Raw genomic sequence first — 14454 nt, 5'->3', positions numbered from 1 at the left:
GGTTGGCCCATATCGGTGGTCGTTTTCATGCGCCGCAGTCGGCGCATGCACGGCGGATCAATGATCCGCCCTACAGCCCCTTTGGGGCCATAAAGAAGGCGCGTAGGGCGGATCATTCGATCCGCCGTGTGTGTGTCGCGATAACGCCTAACTTTAGTAGCGGAAGTTCGCGGTCAGGGAAGCCGAGCGTCCCGGCGCCACGCCAACCCAGTGCGGCGAACCGACCTTGTCGAAGTAGAGCTTATCGGTCAGGTTCTGCACATTCAGCTGCAGGTTGATGTGCTTGTCGACCTCATAGCTCGCCATCGCATCGAAGCGGGTATAGCCCGGCGCGTACTTATTGTTGTTCACGTTGCCGTAAACCTTGGACACCGAATTCAAGCCGCCGCCCACAGTCACACGGTTAGCGAAAGTATACGACGTCCACACCGAGCCGGCTTTCCGAGGCGTCGACGGGAACCAGTTGCCGTTGAACGGAGAGACAACCCACACCGGCGCCGCGGTCGTGCCGATATTGGTATAGCCATTGTCATCCACCTTCGCATCGAGGAAGGTGACGCCGCCAAAGACCTGCCAGTTCGAAGTGATCGCGCCCGCAGCGCCGAACTCCACGCCCTTCACCGTCTTCTTACCGACGTTCTGCGAAGTGCCGTCGCCGATGCTCACGCGGGCATTGTTCATCTTGCTCTCGAAGACCGCTGCGCTCAGCGACAGCCTGCGCGCCAGCACTTCCCACTTGGTGCCCAGTTCGAAGTTCTTGCTGTCCTGCGGCTTCAGGTTCTGCACCGCCACGGTCAGGCCATCGACGCCTTCGCCGCCGTCATTGCCCGGCGGGGTGGACGAGGTGCCGTAGGAAACGTAGATGCTGCTGTTGGCAGCCGGCTTGTACACCAGGCCCGCTTGGTAATTGGTGAAGCTCGATTTCACTTCAGCATTCACGGCAGCCGTGGTCACGCCATTCAGCGTGTACTGCGGCACCGACAGCGCGGAGCGGAACTGGTCCCAGCGCAGGCCCAGGTTCAGCAGCCACTGCGGGTTGAATTCCACGGTGTCGAATACGTAGGCCGAGCGGGTATTTGAGTGGATGTTGCTGCGCGCAGGGGAGACGCTGCGGGTCTGCGTCCACGGATCGTTCGGATTCGGATTCAGCAGCGTGGTGCAATTGAAACCGGTGGCAGCGCCAGCGGTCGGGCAGTTGGTGCTGTTGGTCAGCAGGTTGTTGGTGCCCGGCGTGAACAGGTAGGTGCTGCGGTCCGTCTCTTCGCGGCTGATCTCGATACCGGTGGTGAAGCTGTGTTTGATGCCGCCGGCCATGAAGTCGCCGGTCAGGCTGGACGCGTTGGCCAGCGTGTCGGTGGACGCGGTACGGGTATTGGCGCGGCGCCACAGGGTGCCGTACAGCACCACGTTGCCCTTGGAATCGTCCGGCTGGGTGTAGATGTAATCGTTCTTCGTGCGGCCGCTGCGGGTCACGTTGCGGAACACGAAGCCGTTGTGGAATTCATGCTTGACGTCGATGGTGCCGATGTCCACCTTGCTGTCGCGGAAGTCGCGCTGCACCAGGCCGTAGAAGGTATTGCGCGGCACATCGAAAGGCGTGCCGTTGCCGTTCTTGGACACGTTCGGGCCCGAGGTGATCGGATTGTTGAATGGCAGGCCGGAATCCGGCAGCTCGCTCGAATCCAGGTGGTAGTAGCTCAGGTTGACCTTGGTGGCCGAGCTCAGGCCGAAGGCCACGGTCGGCGCCACGCCCCAGCGGTCGCCGTGCACTTCGTCGCGGCCGGCCACATGATTCTCGTGGTACATCAGGTTCAGGCGGAAGGCCACATCGTCGCCGATGGTGCGGTTCACGTCCGCCGTAGTGCGGCGGTATTTGGCGCTGCCCACGCCCACGCTGGCGTTGGCGAAGTTCTCGGCCTTCGCGGTCTTGCTGATCAGGTTCACGCTGCCGCCGGCGGAGGAACGGCCGCCGTAGGCCGAGTTCGGACCCTTGACCACTTCGATCTGCTCCAGCGAGAAGATTTCGCGCGTGCCGGAGCCGGTGTCGCGGATACCGTCGATATAAGTATCCGACTGGGCGTTGTAGCCACGGATGAAGAGGTTGTCGCCTACCGGGTTTCCGCCTTCAGCGGCGCCCATCGTGATGCCGGGCACAGTGCGCAGCGCATCGGCCAGGGACACGGCGCCGGTCTGCGAAATCACCTCGGCCGGAACTACGGTCACGGATTTCGGCGTGTCGAGCAGGGGGGCGGTGTACTTGTCCGAGGCGGACTTCGTGACCTGGAAATTGCTGCCATTGGTGCCGGTAATCGTCACTTCGGGCATTTTCGGGGTCGCTGGTTCAACGGCGTTCTCGGCGTGTACTGCAAATGGCATTGCCAGAGTTGCAATCGCGAGAGCGGCTGGCGTGTGCTTGCGGCTCTTGATGTAGGACATTTTAATTTTATAGTTAGCGGGAATCAAAACGCAAATGATAATGGTTTTCATTTACGTTAGCAATCCTGATTGTCCATTTGGCTAGTTTGCCTCCCTGCTTCGTGGCAGAATGGGCACTATTCCCCACCATAGAATAAGGACAAGCCATGAAAGGCGATAAAGACGTACTCCGTCTGCTGAACGCGCAGCTGACCAACGAGCTGACTGCAATTAACCAATACTTCCTGCACGCCCGCATGTACCGCCACTGGGGGCTGGAGAAACTGGGCAAGAAGGAATACGACGAGTCGATCGGCGAGATGAAGCATGCGGACAAGCTGATCGACCGCATACTGATGCTGGACGGCCTGCCCAACCTGCAGGCGCTGCACAAGCTGCTGATCGGCGAAAACACCGAGGAAATGCTGGCAGCCGACCTGAAGCTGGAAAACGCCGCCCATATCACCATCAAGGAAGGCATCGCCCAGGCGGAGAAAGTGGGCGATTACGTGTCGCGCGACCTGCTGCTGGAAATCCTGACCGATACCGAAGAACACATCGAGTGGCTGGAAACCCAGCTCGACCTGATCGGCAAGATCGGCATCCAGAACTACCTGCAGTCCCAGATGTCCGAAGCGGACGAGTAATCCCCCCGGCGCGCCTGACACATCAGGCGCGTTCGCGGCAAACCATATCCAGCCCCGCCACGAAGTCGGCAAAAGCGCGTGCCTTGGCCGAGGCCTTCCTGCCGGCAGGATAGACGGCCCACAGATCGATGGGCGGCAGTTCCCATTCCTGCAGCACTGCCCTCACCTCGCCCCGCGCCAGCTCCGGCGTGAACATCCATTCCGACGCCACCGCCAGCCCCAGCCCGGCCAGCACCGCTTCGCGCACGCCTTCCGCTGCGGTAACGCGCACGCGGCCATCGAGCACAACGTCCACCGCTTCATCGCCCTTGCGGAAGGTCCACTGTCCGCCGCCGTCGCGCTCATAGACGACGGCCTGCAGCGCCGACAGCTCCACGGGCGTTTGCGGCGTGCCATGCTGCTCCAGCCAGGCCGGCGTGGCCAGCGCCAGCCTGCGTCCGCGCGCGAGGTGGCGCGCCGTCATCGTCGTGTAGTCGGGCAGGACACCCATGCGCAGGGCAATATCGATGCCATTTTCGAGCAGGTCGATATTGCGGTCGTCCAGCACGACGTCGACCGAGAGTCCGGGATGCTCAGCGAGGAATTCGGGCAGGCGCGGCACGATGTGCAGGCGGGCGAAGGTGACGGCGGCGCTGACCGTCAGCCGGCCAGACAGGCCGGCGCCGCTGCCGCGCGCAGCTTCGTCCGCCGCATTGGCTTCATCGATGGTGCGACGGGCGCCCTCATAGAAGCGCTGGCCGGCCTCCGTGGTGGCGAGGCCGCGCGTGGAGCGCAGCAGCAGTTGCACGCCCAGCCGCTCTTCCAGCTGCGCCACCGTCTTTGAAACGGCGGGCTGCCCCAGCTTGAGCATGCGCGCGGCGGCCGAGAACGAGCCCGTCTCCACGACACAAACGAAAGTCTCCATCGCTGACAGTCTGTCCACGGCTATCCCCCTTCGGGCGGAATGATAGCTCACGCGCTGCGCGCCAGTTCCCATCCCGAAGGAATAAATGCTATGCCCGGGACATGTCTACCGGGCAAGAGGGCGAGGGCCAATACTGGGTTCAAGCGGCGCACGGTGCGCCGGACCTGAACCCAAAGGAAAAAATCATGACTCTCGCATCCCGCCTCGCCGCCTTCAAAGCCGATTTCGAAGCAGGCAAACCGCCCTACAACGTGCCGCGCTCGGTGGTGGACACCATGCACCGCGCCACGGCCGAACTGCGCGCTTCCGGCCAGCATCAGCGCGCACTGAAGGCCGGCGACAAGGCGCCGTCGTTCGAGCTCACGGATGCCGAAGGGCGCATCGTGCGCTCGGAAGACTTGCTTGCCCAAGGGCCACTGGTCGTGAGCTTCTATCGCGGCGTGTGGTGCCCTCACTGCAATATGGACCTGCAGGAACTGCAAGCCATCCTGCCGCGTATCCGGGAGCTGGGCGCGAATCTGGTCGCCATCTCGCCGCAGGTGGCGTCAAACAGCCGCAAGTCGATGCGCGACAACAAGCTGGCTTTTCCCGTGCTGAGCGACCCGCACAATGCAGTGGCAGCGGCTTTCGGCGTGCGCTTCGCCCTGCCCGACTATCTGGTGGACTTGTACAAGTCGCTGAAGAACGACCTGGCCGCCTTCAACGGCGACGACAGCTGGACGCTGCCGATGCCCGGCCGCTTCATCATCGGCCAGGATGGCGTGATCGCTTATGCGGAAGTGGATCCGGATTACACTGTGCGGCCGGAACCCGAGCTGCTGCTGGCACCGTTGGCGGCGCTCAAGTAAGTCCCCAGGCTGCGCGCCAGGGAGCGTAGAAGGAGAGATCTTGCGGCACCGCGCCGGCGATGCCGCAGATCGCGCCGGCAAAGGCGTTGGCACGGGACAGCGTCAGCGCCGTTTCCCAGCCGTGGGCGCGGCCCAGCAGGAAGACGGCGGCAAAGGCGTCGCCGGCGCCGACGGTGTCTACCTCGCGCGCTGGCGGCTGCACGTCGTGCGCGTGCACGGTCGTGCCATCCGTGCCGAAATACATGGCGCCGCGATCGCCGAGCGTGATCAGCATGCCCTTCAGCGAGAAGTTGTGCATCAGCGAGCGGCATTCCGATTCCAGCACCACGCAATCCATCTTGTCCGTGCCGGGACAGGTGTGGCAGTACCAGCTGAACAGGGTTTGCAACTCCTGCTCGTTGACTTTCAGGATGTGCGCCTGCTGCAGCGAGGTGAAGACGATGGATTCGTCCACCCAGCCTTCGCGCAGGTTCAGGTCGAGGAAGCGCTCGGCCGGTGTGGCATCCAGCAGCGCGGCCAGCGCGTGGCAGGATACGGGGCTGCGCTGGGCCAGTGTGCCGAAGTACAGAGTGTCCGGCGAGAAGGCGCGCAATACGTCCAGCGCGCGCACGGCTTCGATGTGATCGTAGGCCTGGTCGGGCAGGATTTCGTATTGCGGCAGGCCGTCGGCGCCGCGGCTGACGTGAACGCGGCCGGTTGGACGGGCCGGGTCGGATTGCACACCTTCGGCGACATGCCGAAACGGGTGAATTCGTCGCGCACTTTCTCGCCGCCGCGGTCCTGGCCCAAACGTGTGACCATGATCTGCGGCTGGCCGAAGGCGGCCAGGTTGCGCGCAACGTTGAAAGGCGCGCCGCCGACCACCTGCTCGGTGCCGAAATCGTCAAGCAGTGCTTCACCGAAGATGAGGACTCGTTCAGACATTGCGGCTCCTGGTGGTGCGGCATGGGCCGCAGGCCGTTCATTCGGCGGATCAATGATCCGCCCTACGCGTCCCGTGACCACAATCTGCCGAGGGCGTGTAGGGCGGATCATTGATCCGCCGTGCGGAGCCTATTTTACCAAAGCAGCAAGATCGCGCGGCGGCGGTTCGCTCAGGGGACGCGCCGCCCGCAGCTTCACAAACAACACCGCCACCGCCGCGCACAGCAGCAGTCCGCCGGCCAGGCGCACCACATTGGCCGGGTCACCGTGCAGCCAGCTGCGGTAATACAGCGGCAGCGTGAAGATCTGGATAATCATGGGAATCACGATGAACATATTGAAGATGCCCATGTAGACTCCGGTCCGCTCCGGCGGAATGCTTCCCGCGAGCATCACGTAAGGATTGCCCATCATGCTCGCCCAGGCCAGTCCCACGCCGACCATGGGCCACAGCAGCATCAGCGGCTGGTTGATGAGAGGAATGCACAGCATCCCCACGCCGGCCGCCGCGAGGCAAACGCTGTGCGTGATCTTCGGCCCGAAGCGGCGCGTGAACGGCACCAGCGCAAAGGCCGCGAGGAAGGCTACGAAATTGTAGAAAGCACCCACCTGCCCATTCAGCAGCCCCGCCTCGCGGAACCCGGCGGACGAGGGATCGGTCGTCTTGTAGATCGAGGAAGCCAGCGCCAGCATGATGTACTGCCAGTAGCAGAACATGGCATACCACTGGAACAGCTTGACCACGGCCAACTGCTTCATCGTGGGGGGCATGTCGCGCAAGGCTTCCACAATCTCGGCCAGCGTCTCGCGCCAGCCGCCCGGCTTGGCGCGCAGGGCCGCCTCCTCTTCCGCGGAAAGCGGCAGCTCGGGCGTGGTCCAGCAGCTCCACAGCACCGAGGCAATCGAGAACACGGAACCCAGCACGAAGGCGCCGATCACCGTGTACGGAATATGGTGGCTGTTGACCGCGTCGCGGCTGATGCCGAGATAAACGAGGATGGACGGCGTGAGATAAGCCAGTGTCTGCCCCAGTCCCGTGAACGCGCTCTGCGTCAGGAAGCCCAGCGAGTGCTGGCGCACCGCCAGCCGGTCGCTGACGAAGGCGCGGTAAGGCTCCATCGTCACGTTATTGGCCGCGTCCAGGATCCACAGCAGGCCGGCCGCCATCCACAGCACGGGGCTGAAAGGCATGGCCAGCAAGCCAAGGCTGCAAATCAGGGCGCCGATCAGGAAGTAAGGGGTGCGCCGTCCCCAGCGCGACACGGTGCGGTCGCTCAGCGCGCCGATCAGCGGCTGCACCAGCAGGCCGGTGACGGGGCCTGCCAGCCACAGGTAAGGCAAGGTCGCTTCGTCCGCACCCAGGTATTTGTAGATCGGGCTCATGCTGCTCTGCTGCAGCCCGAAGCTGAACTGGATGCCGAAGAAGCCGATATTCATATTGACGATCTGCCGGAAGGACAGATGCGGTTTATGCTGCATCATCATCGTTCTCCGGTGAGGTCAGGCGGACCAGCGCTGCGTCCACGGCTCGTAGAACGCCATGTCCTGAGGTACCGCGCCGGACAGTCCGCACACCGCCCCCGCGAACGCATTGGCGCGCTTCATGGTCAAAGCCAGATCCCAGCCCTGCACATGGCCGTGCAGGAAGACGGCGGAGAAAGCGTCGCCTGCACCCACAGTATCCACCAGTTTATAGGGCTCCTCATTGCCATGCTCGCGAATGACTTGTCCATCGGCGCCGATGTACATGGCGCCGCGCGGGCCGAGGGTGACGATCATCGCCTGCAGGCTGAAGCTGGCAATCAGCGCGTCGCAGGCCAGCTTCACCTGAGGGTCGTCGGCGCGCACGATCTGCGGCGCCGAGGGGCGGTACCAGCCGAACAGCGCGGCCAGTTCTTCTTCGTTGACCTTCAGGATATCCGCATGCCGCAGCGATTCAAACACGGTGCGCTCGGTGTACTGGCCTTCGCGCAGGTTCAGGTCCAGATAACGCGTGGCATTGGTACCGGCCAGCAAGTCGAGCAGCGCGGAGCGCGCCGTCAGGTGGCGTTGCGCCAGGGTGCCGAAGTACAGCACACGCGGTGTCGCGCCCTCAAGCGCAGCCAATGCGGGCGCAGGCAGGATATGGTCATAGGCCTGGTCCGGCAGGATGTGGAAGCGGTGACCGCGCACGCTACGCTCGACGACCACGCGGCCGGTGGGCCAATCAGCATCGATCTGCAGGCCGGACTGCGGCATGCCGTAACGCTCGTACTCGGCGCGCACAAGGGCGCCATTGTCGTCCTGACCGATGCGGGTGATCATCAGTGTCGGCGTGCCAAGCGCCGCCAGATTGCGCGCCGCGTTGAAGGGCGCGCCGCCCACTACCTGTTCGCTGCCGAAATCATCGACCAGCGCCTCGCCAAACATTGCCACGCTCATGCCTGTCTCCATTATGTTTGCCGCTCGAGCCAATGCATGGCCCACGGGGCAAGCTGTATTTCATTTGAGTGTGCCTGATGCGTCAGGCTGTCGCACCAGCGGCCGTCCAGCTTGAAGGACTGCGGCTCACTGGAGAAATTGTATAGCGCAATGAAATCTTCGCCCCGCGCCAGCGCCAGCACGGCTTGCGGCGCGTCCAGCAACTGGCGCGGCCCGCCGGCCGACAACGCGGGCAGGAGATGGCGTGCGGCGATCAGGGCGCGCAGTTCTGCATGCACGCGGCCAGGCTGCGTTGCGGCTTCGTGGCGTCGCTCAAAGCGCGCTTCGTCCAGCAGCGGGCGCTGCAGCCAGCGGCTGTCCATCGCGCGATCGGGACGCTGGCGGAAGCTGTAGTCATTGGTCTGGCCTACTTCGTCGCCCATGAAGAGCACCGGCAGGGCGCCAAAGCTCAGGGCCAGGCCGTGCAGCAGCAGCAGGCGGCGCAGCGCCATCTCGGCGTCGGCGCCGGACGCGTCTTCGAGTCCCACCAGGCTGGCGGCCATGCCATTGCTGCCATGCGCCGCCTGCGGGTCGCTGCTCTGGAAGGCTTCGCCGCGGGCGTAGCTTCCGCCGGCGCCGGCGAAGAAGCGGGAGATGGCTGCCAGGCGCACGGACGGATCGCGCCCGCCCTCGCCCGCCTCCGCGCGCAGCACGTTCCAGCCAATATCGTCATGGCAGCGCACGTAACTGAGCCAGCAGGCCTGCGGCGGCAGCGGCGGCGTGCCCGCCACGACGCTGCTCAGAAGCGACGCATTCTGCTCGGCCAGGGAGCCCCAGGCCGCGGCCATCAGGCTGCTGTGATAGGCGATATGGCACTCCGGCTGTTCCGGCTCGCCGAAGTAGGCCGGCAGCTCGCGCATCGGCACGATGGCTTCCGCCTTCAGCAGCACGCCCGGCGCGGCAATCGCCACGATGGCGCGCAAGGCTTGCAGGATCAGGTGCGCCTCCGGCTGGTTCATGCTGTTCGTGCCTTCGCGCTTCCACAGGAAGGCCGTGGAATCGAGGCGGAAGGCTTCGATGCCGCGGTTGGCCAGGCGCAGCAGGGTCGCCGCCATTTCCGCGAACACGTCGGGATTGGACCAGTTCAGGTCCCACTGATAGGGATAGAAGGTGGTCCACACCCAGCCGCCCAGGTCCGGCACTTCGGTGAAATTGCCCGGCGCGGCCTGCGGGAAGATCTGGCCCAGCGTGCGCTCGTAACGGTCCGGCATCTCGCGGTCGGGGAAGACGTGGAAGAAACGGCGCAGCCTCTCGTCGCCGGCGCGCGCGCCCTTCGCCCACGGATGATCATCGGCCACGTGATTCAGGATGAAGTCCGAACACAGGCTGATGCCGGCGCCGCGCAGGCTGGACGTCAGCGCGTCCAGGTCCTCATTGCTGCCGAAGCGCGGCTCCACTTCCTCGAAGCTGGCGACCGCAAAGCCGCCGTCGTTCTCGCCTTCGCGCATCTTCAGGAAGGGCAGCAGGTGGAGGTAGCGCACGCCCAGTTCCCGCAGATGCGGAATGCGCTGCGCCACACCCTGCAGGTTGCCGCCGAAGCGGTCCACATAAGCGCAGTAGCCGAGCATCTGCTGGCCGAGGAACCAGTCCGGCTGGGCGGCGCGGGCCGTATCCAGTGCGGCCAGTGCTGGCCGGCGCGACCCGTGCAGCAGGCCCACGGTTGCCAGCAGCTGGCCGTACCACAGCTCGAAATCCGGCAGGGCGCCATAAAGACTGTGCAGGCAGCTGCGCAACGCCGGGCCGTGGGCGGCATAGCGGCGCGCCGCTTCGGTGCGCCGGCTTTCCGGCACGGCATTCAGCAGGTGTTGGATGGACGAGGACATCGGCATTGCGTTTCCCGGATCAGAAGGAGTAGTTCAGTCCCACTTTCACGGTACGGCCGCCGATCGAGCGTGCGGCATGGCCGTCGCCTTCGACCTCGGTGTATCCGATCTTGTTGAACACATTATTGGCGCTCAGCGACATGCTCAGTTGCTGGGTGAACTGGTAGCGCGCGAACAGGTTCACCACGTGGAAGGCCGGCATGCGGATGGTGTTCGCATCGTCCGCCCACGACTTGCCGGTGCCGACCACGCTGCCGCCCACGGTCAGTGGACCGAAGGCATAGCTTGGCGCCAGCTGGTAAGTGAAGCGTGCCTGGCGGCGCGGCGTATGGCCAACGGTCGATTCCTGGCCGCGCGCGGCGCCCACGATTTCCGCGTCGGTGTAGGTGACGCCGCCATTGATGCGGAAGTCGCCCAGGCTCCACGCGGCTTCCAGCTCGGCGCCTTTGGCGTCGTAGCGGTTGGCGGTGCTGATCTGCGTGGTGGCTTCGAAGTTCGATTCGTCGGTCTTGGCGCGGAACAGGGTCAGGAAGGCACTGGTCCCGCCGGAACGCCACTTCACGCCGCCTTCGACCTGGCGCACTGTATTGATATTGATCGGCGCGCTGCCATCCAGCGGAGTGCCGAACAGGATGCGGTCGGCGTTGAAGGCCACGCCGTCGCTGACGCGCGCAAACACGGCCAGGTTGCGGTCGAACTGGTAGTTGCCGCCGACGGAATACGAAGTGTGGTGGATCTTGTAGTCGACCTGCTGCTCGGTGGCCGGATCGTAGCGCAGGCCGCCGGTGGCGATATTGGCGGTGCCGTCGGCGCGCTGGCGGTCCTGGCGCACGCTGGCGTCCACGTTCAGCGGGCCCTTTTCCCAGGCAAGGTTCAGGTAGGGCGAGAGCAGCTTGTATTCCATGTCCACGGCGCGCATGCAGCAGCCGCCGAAGGCCGGGCCCACGTAGCCGGGCGTGGACGATTTCGTTTGCAGCAGCGCAGGCTTGTCGCCGGTGAGTTGCATCAGGTATTCGTTGAAGTTCCAGGTCAGGCCCAGTTTCTGCAGCGAGGAATACAGGCCGCCGGTGGCAGTCAGCTTGCCGCCTTCCAGCTCGAAGGTCTTGGACAGCTTGACGTCGTTCAGCGTGTTGTCGGCATTGTCGATCGAGGTGTTGAAGACCACGGCGGAGAAAGCCAGGCCGCTGTAGGCCTTGCCCTTGTTCGGCCCCGTTGCAAACACGTAGTTGCCGGCCACGCCGTTATTGGCGGGGAAGACGCCGAGGAAGCGGCCGCTGTTGTTCGACTTGCGGAAGTTCTCGCTGATCGTGATGCCGTTGCCCAGGTTGAAGGATGCTGCCACGCCGAAGCTGTCGCTCTTCACACGCAGGCCGTCGTTGACGTTGCTGGAGGCTTTGCCGTTTTCCTTGGTCAGCGAGATGTCGCGCGTCCAGTAGGGCGAGTAGAAGGTGACGTCGCGCGGGTCGATGCCGGGGATTTCGGAGACGCGGCCATTGGTGACGCGCACCGGGACCGGCAGCGCGGTCGGCGCCTTGTCGTCCAGGTGCTTGAAGGAGAGCCTGATCCAGCCGTTGTCCAGTTCCTGCGTGATGTTGCCGCGGATCTGGCCGCCGTCTTCCGTGCTCATGCCCGTGTTGCGCTGGCCTTCGCCGGTGCGGTAATGGCCGCCGATGAAGAAGCGGGTCTTTTCGCCGAGACGTCCGCCGTAATCGAAGTCGTAGCGCGTTTCGTCGTAGCCCAGGCCACGCTGGATACCCAGGTTACCGCCCTGCTGTTCGCCGCTCTTGCTGATGAAGTTGATGATGCCGCCCGGCGAGTTGGTCGCCAGCGTGGACGCGGAGCCGCCGCGCACGACTTCGAGATGGTCGAGCGTGCCATCGATCTTGACGTAGCTGTCCGGCGTGATGAAGTTGAAGTCGCCGGACTGCAGCACCGGCAGGCCGTCTTCCTGCATCTGCACATAGCGCGAGCCGCCGGCGCTGATCGGCACGCCGCGCACCGTGATGTTGGCGTTGCCTTCGCCGCCGGACGATTCCGACCGCACGCCCGGGATCGAGCGCAGCACTTCCGCGGCGCTCGTTGGCGCGGCCAGGGCGATGTTTTCGGCGTCCATCGTGCTGATGGAGATGCTCGAGCGCATTTTCGAGCTTCTGTTGGCGGTGCCCGTGACGACTACTCGTTCCAGGTTCAGGCCGTCAGCGGGGGCGGCGGCCGGCGCGCCCTGCTCCGCCGCCGGTGCGTCTTGCGCCGACGTTGCGGCTGCGCTGGCGCCGGGCTGGCTTGCAGCGGAGGCGGTGGCGTCCTGCGCTGCCGATGCGGTGACACTCGCGTCGGCCGGGGCGGCTACGGCTGCGGAAGCGCCAGTAGCGGACGCGTCGGCGGTCGCGGAAGTGGTGGGAGCGGGCGCGGGGGATTGGGCGCTGGCGGGGGTGGCGAATGCGGCGGCGATGGCGGCGGCCATGCAGCCGCGTTTTGCGGTGCGTAAAACCATTTGTCTCCTCCGGATGGGGGGTTATTGAACAGCCGCATCGTTTCGGCGGCCGCTACTGCTTTCGAGCAGATGCCTCATTATTCATCAGTTTTTTTGAAATTGCAATCGATTGCAATAAATTTGCAAAAATGTTGTTTTGCGCGGCCAACATCACATTGCAAACGGTTGCATCATTCATGCACGGCGGATCAATGATCCGCCCTACGCCACCCGACGGAACATAGAGAGACATAGGCCGCGCCGCGGCGTGTAGGGCGGATCATTGATCCGCCGTGCGTGATCAGAGAGAACTGGAGCGTGAAACGAGCGAGGTAGGCAGCTGGATGGAGGCCACATTCTGCCCCTCAGTCTGCTGCAGCAGAGCCGCGACCATGGCGCGTCCTGCTTCCCGGACGGGCTGGCGCACCGTGGTCAGTGGAGGATGGAAATAAGAGGAAAGTTCGATATCGTCATAGCCGACGACGGCTACATCTTCGGGCACGACCCGCCCCTGCTCGCGCAGGGCATTAATCACGGTCATGGCCAGCAGGTCAGAGCAGGCAAACACCGCGTCATAATCAACGCCGCGCGACGCCAGTTCGGCCACGGCCTCACGCCCGCCCTCCGGCAGGAAGGACGCCGGCACGCACAACGCCGGATCGGCCGCAAGACCGGCCGCGCGCAAAGCCTCGCAATACCCCCCGATAGCGCTGCTCGACCTCCGGCAGCCGCGTGTCGCCAAGGAAGGCGATCCGGCGGCGGCCCAGCGCCAGCAGGTGCTCGCAAGCCAGGCGTCCGCCGGACACGTTATCGCCGCCCACGGTGCAATACAGCTGCTGCGGCAGCTGCGCGCCCCACACGACGATAGGCACGCGCCGCGCCGCCAGCTCATTCAGCTGGTCATGGTGGCCCCATTGGCCGATCAGGATGATGCCGATCACGCGGCCCGTATCAAAAGGCGTGGCGGCGGAATCGAGCTGGTCCGCATCCACGCGCGACAACAGCATATCGAAACCCTGCTCCGTCAGCGCGTCGGCCAGCGAGCCGATCATCGACAGGAAGAAGGGATCGGAAAGGCTCTGGTGCACCTTCGCATCCGAAGGTACGACCACGCCGACTGTGCGGTTCTGCTTCAGCCGCAGGTTCTGAGCGCCGACATTGATGGTGTATTTCAGCGAACGCGCCAGCTCCAGGATGCGGGTGCGCGTTTCTTCGTTGACCAGCTTGCTGCCTGCCAGCGCGCGCGACACGGTGGACGTGGACACGCCCGCCAGTCGCGCGATATCCGCCATCTGCAGGCGGTCCTGGGAAGGTGGCTTGGCCATGCGGGCGGCGTCTCAGGCCACGGGGATGGTGTCTTTGAACGAGGCGCGTTCGGACAGCTTGTCGAACAGCTTGCCCAGGTTCGGATGGTTGCCGCGCCAGTCGATTTCCGGGAAGCGGAAAGTGAGCCAGCCCAGGCAGCAACCAACAGCCACATCGGCCAGCGAATAATGGTTGCTGGCGCACCAGTTGGCCTCGCCCAGGCGTTCGGACATTTCGGCCAGGCCCAGCTCCACTTTCTTCATCTGGCGGGCGATCCACTCTTCGCTCTGCTGCGCGGCGGGACGCAGCGTGCGCTCCAGGCGCACCAGTACGCCAGCGTCCAGCACGCCGTCGGCCAGCGCTTCCCAGCACTTGATGTCGGCGCGCTCACGGCCGTTCGGGGCGAGCAGCTTGCACACCGGCGTCAGGGTGTCCAGATACTCGACGATCACGCGCGAATCCTGCATCACGTAACCATCTTCCATGATGAGGCATGGGACTTTGCCCAGCGGGTTCAGTTGCTGGATCTTCGTTTCCGGGACCCAGACGTTTTCCAGTTCAAAGTGATAGTCGAGTTTCTTTTCCGCCAGCACCACGCGCACCTTGCGCACGTAAGGACTGGTGTGTGAACCGATAAGTTTCATAGAAGCCAAGAGTG

Annotated in this window: 12 protein-coding genes; 2 read left to right on the top strand and 10 right to left on the bottom strand. The window is 64.3% G+C overall.

Annotation, left to right across the window (positions count from 1 at the left end; genetic code table 11):
* Window positions 1-153: 153 nt before the first annotated feature.
* Entirely contained in the window at window positions 154-2436 is a 2283-nt protein-coding gene (locus ACHMW6_RS01110; protein WP_395404829.1) for a TonB-dependent receptor, read from the bottom strand.
* A 146-nt stretch (window positions 2437-2582) separates the two neighbouring features.
* Here ACHMW6_RS01110 and bfr point away from each other — a divergent pair, with 146 nt between their 5' ends.
* Window positions 2583-3062, top strand: coding sequence for a bacterioferritin (gene bfr, locus ACHMW6_RS01105; RefSeq protein ID WP_395404827.1), 480 nt, complete (start codon window positions 2583-2585; stop codon window positions 3060-3062).
* Between the two features lie 22 nt (window positions 3063-3084).
* On the opposite strand, the gene ACHMW6_RS01100 is transcribed toward bfr, so the two are convergent.
* Entirely contained in the window at window positions 3085-3984 is a 900-nt protein-coding gene (locus tag ACHMW6_RS01100) for a LysR family transcriptional regulator (RefSeq protein ID WP_395404825.1), read from the bottom strand.
* Between the two features lie 167 nt (window positions 3985-4151).
* Here ACHMW6_RS01100 and ACHMW6_RS01095 point away from each other — a divergent pair, with 167 nt between their 5' ends.
* Window positions 4152-4814, top strand: a complete 663-nt coding sequence (locus ACHMW6_RS01095; protein WP_395404823.1) for a peroxiredoxin-like family protein — start codon at window positions 4152-4154, stop codon at window positions 4812-4814.
* On the opposite strand, the gene ACHMW6_RS01090 is transcribed toward ACHMW6_RS01095, so the two are convergent.
* The 8 genes from ACHMW6_RS01090 to ACHMW6_RS01055 all read right to left on the bottom strand — a co-directional run bounded on the left by ACHMW6_RS01090 (window position 4807) and on the right by ACHMW6_RS01055 (window position 14440).
* Entirely contained in the window at window positions 4807-5535 is a 729-nt protein-coding gene (locus ACHMW6_RS01090; protein ID WP_395404821.1) for a PfkB family carbohydrate kinase, read from the bottom strand. The two genes, ACHMW6_RS01095 and ACHMW6_RS01090, sit on opposite strands and share 8 nt — an antisense overlap.
* 332 nt (window positions 5536-5867) lie before the next feature.
* Window positions 5868-7220: an MFS transporter gene (locus tag ACHMW6_RS01085; RefSeq protein ID WP_395404816.1), complete on the bottom strand. Its 1353-nt coding sequence runs from the start codon at window positions 7218-7220 to the stop codon at window positions 5868-5870.
* 18 nt (window positions 7221-7238) lie between these two features.
* The gene (locus tag ACHMW6_RS01080; RefSeq protein ID WP_395404814.1) at window positions 7239-8159 is read right to left on the bottom strand and encodes a PfkB family carbohydrate kinase; all 921 of its coding nucleotides are present in this window, start codon (window positions 8157-8159) and stop codon (window positions 7239-7241) included.
* Window positions 8160-8170: 11 nt separating this feature from the next.
* Window positions 8171-10021 carry an alpha-amylase family protein gene (locus ACHMW6_RS01075; RefSeq protein ID WP_395404812.1) on the bottom strand — a complete coding sequence of 617 codons (1851 nt, stop codon included), beginning with the start codon at window positions 10019-10021 and terminating at the stop codon, window positions 8171-8173.
* Window positions 10022-10040: 19 nt separating this feature from the next.
* A complete protein-coding gene (locus tag ACHMW6_RS01070) occupies window positions 10041-12512 on the bottom strand; it encodes a TonB-dependent receptor (protein ID WP_395404810.1) in 2472 nt (823 codons plus the stop codon).
* Between the two features lie 280 nt (window positions 12513-12792).
* Complete coding sequence (locus tag ACHMW6_RS01065; RefSeq protein WP_395404808.1) at window positions 12793-13143, bottom strand: substrate-binding domain-containing protein; 351 nt, start codon at window positions 13141-13143, stop codon at window positions 12793-12795.
* The gene (locus ACHMW6_RS01060) at window positions 13103-13816 is read right to left on the bottom strand and encodes a LacI family DNA-binding transcriptional regulator (protein WP_395404806.1); all 714 of its coding nucleotides are present in this window, start codon (window positions 13814-13816) and stop codon (window positions 13103-13105) included. The genes ACHMW6_RS01065 and ACHMW6_RS01060 overlap by 41 nt, the downstream gene beginning before the upstream one ends.
* Window positions 13817-13828: 12 nt before the next feature.
* The gene (locus tag ACHMW6_RS01055) at window positions 13829-14440 is read right to left on the bottom strand and encodes a glutathione S-transferase N-terminal domain-containing protein (protein WP_395404804.1); all 612 of its coding nucleotides are present in this window, start codon (window positions 14438-14440) and stop codon (window positions 13829-13831) included.
* Between the last annotated feature and the right edge of the window lie 14 nt (window positions 14441-14454).

This window comes from Pseudoduganella sp. UC29_106 (assembly GCF_044055365.1).
Classification (GTDB): domain Bacteria; phylum Pseudomonadota; class Gammaproteobacteria; order Burkholderiales; family Burkholderiaceae_D; genus Rugamonas.
Note: the sequence above shows the minus strand (reverse complement) of the source record. Positions and strands in the feature narration are given on the sequence as shown.